The 1562-nt window shown below is 67.5% G+C and carries 3 protein-coding genes; all 3 read right to left on the bottom strand.

Annotated elements, in window-relative coordinates; all coding sequences use genetic code 11:
• Positions 1-336 (bottom strand): cation:proton antiporter domain-containing protein (locus tag C5O18_RS09340; RefSeq protein WP_206389843.1); only part of this gene is annotated, 336 nt, incomplete at its 3' end.
• 150 nt (positions 337-486) lie between these two features.
• A complete protein-coding gene (gene ycaC / locus C5O18_RS09335) occupies positions 487-1113 on the bottom strand; it encodes an isochorismate family cysteine hydrolase YcaC (RefSeq protein ID WP_105193347.1) in 627 nt (208 codons plus the stop codon).
• Positions 1114-1209: 96 nt separating this feature from the next.
• Positions 1210-1562, bottom strand: a 353-nt coding sequence (locus tag C5O18_RS09330) for a pirin-like C-terminal cupin domain-containing protein (RefSeq protein WP_277422166.1), incomplete at its 5' end; no start/stop codon positions are given.

Genomic DNA, 1562 nt, shown 5'->3' with positions numbered 1-1562 from the left:
GAGCAGCCAGTGGCCGATGCCGGTCAGCGCCAGGCTGCTGAGACCGATCTGCAGCGCGCCGAGGCCGAAGATGTGGCGGCGCAGGCTCCACAGGTGCGAGGGCTGCATCTCCAGGCCGATCACGAACAGGAACATGATCACGCCCAGCTCGGCCAGGTGCAGGATGGCCTGGGCGTCGCTGAACAGGCCGATGCCGAAGGGGCCGATGAGCAGGCCGGCGGTGAGGTAGCCGAGCACCGAGCCGAGGCCGAGGCGGCGGAACAGCGGCACGAACACCACGGCGGCGCCGAGCAGCGTCACTACCTGAACCAGATTGCTGCCGCCTTCTGCTGCCATGGGTGTTCTCGTGCGAAAAATGGGGGAGTGCGAAGCTTACGGAGGCGGGCGGATGCCTGGCAACGAGCCGGCACCTCCGCCGGTGCAGAAACCCGCGCCCCGCCGTCGGGCGCCGTTGCGGCGCGCGGGTGGCGGGGGCGGGTGCAGACCTTACTTGCCGGCAGTCAGCGTGTTGTAGCTGGTGATCAGGTTGCGGTAGTCCGGGATGTGGTTGGAGAACAGCGTGCCCAGGCCTTCGATGTCGTTGCGCCAGTCGCGGTGCAGTTCGCAGGCGGCGCCGAACCAGGTCATCAGCTGCACGCCGGCGGCTTCCATGCGGCGCCAGGCGGAGTCGCGGGTGATCTCGTTGAAGGTGCCGGAGGCGTCGGTGATCACGAAGACATCGTAGCCTTCTTCAATGGCTGACAGCGCCGGGAAGGCAACGCAGACCTCGGTGACGACACCGGCGATGATCAGCTGCTTCTTGCCGGTGGCCTTCACGGCCTTGACGAAGTCTTCATTGTCCCAGGCGTTGATGTTGCCGGGGCGGGCGATGTAGGGCGCGTCCGGGAACTGTTCCTTGAGTTCCGGCACCAGCGGGCCGTTGGGACCGGTCTCGAAGCTGGTGGTGAGGATGGTCGGCAGCTTGAAGTACTCGGCGAGGTCGCCGAGCGCGAGCACGTTGTTCTTGAACTTGTCCGGGTCGATGTCGCGGACCAGGGACAGCAGGCCGGCCTGGTGATCGACCAGCAGGACGGCGGCATCGTTCTTGTCCAGGCGGACGTAGGGCTTGCCCATGGTGTTTCTCCTTGCTTGCGGATATCGGCTGACCTGCAGGTCCGCCAGGGTGTGCGGCACCGGGTGTTCCCGGCACCGTGTTGCTCTTGCGCTGGCTCAGGCCGGCATGTGGCCGAAACGCCCGCTGTTGAAGTCGGCGACAGCTTCGCGGATCTGCTGTGGCGTGTTCATGACGAACGGCCCGTAGCCTTCGATCGGCTCGTCCAGGGGTTCGCCGCTGAGCACCACCAGCTTGGCGTCGGCGGAGGCCTCGAGCGAGAAGTCGCTGCCCTCGTGGCCGAACACCACCACGCTGGCGCCACGCACCACGCGCTCCCCGGCGACCGAGCCGCCGTTGACCAGCACCGTGCCGTCGAGCACGGCCAGGGCCAGGCTGCGGCCTGCCGGCAGGGTGAAGCGCGCGCGGCCGCCGGCCTTCAGGCGGACATCCCAGACATCCATGGCCGAGA

It is taken from the genome of Amnimonas aquatica (assembly GCF_002943415.1).
GTDB classification, from domain to species: domain Bacteria; phylum Pseudomonadota; class Gammaproteobacteria; order Pseudomonadales; family Moraxellaceae; genus Perlucidibaca; species Perlucidibaca aquatica_A.
This window is presented reverse-complemented; position numbering and strand designations above follow the sequence as displayed.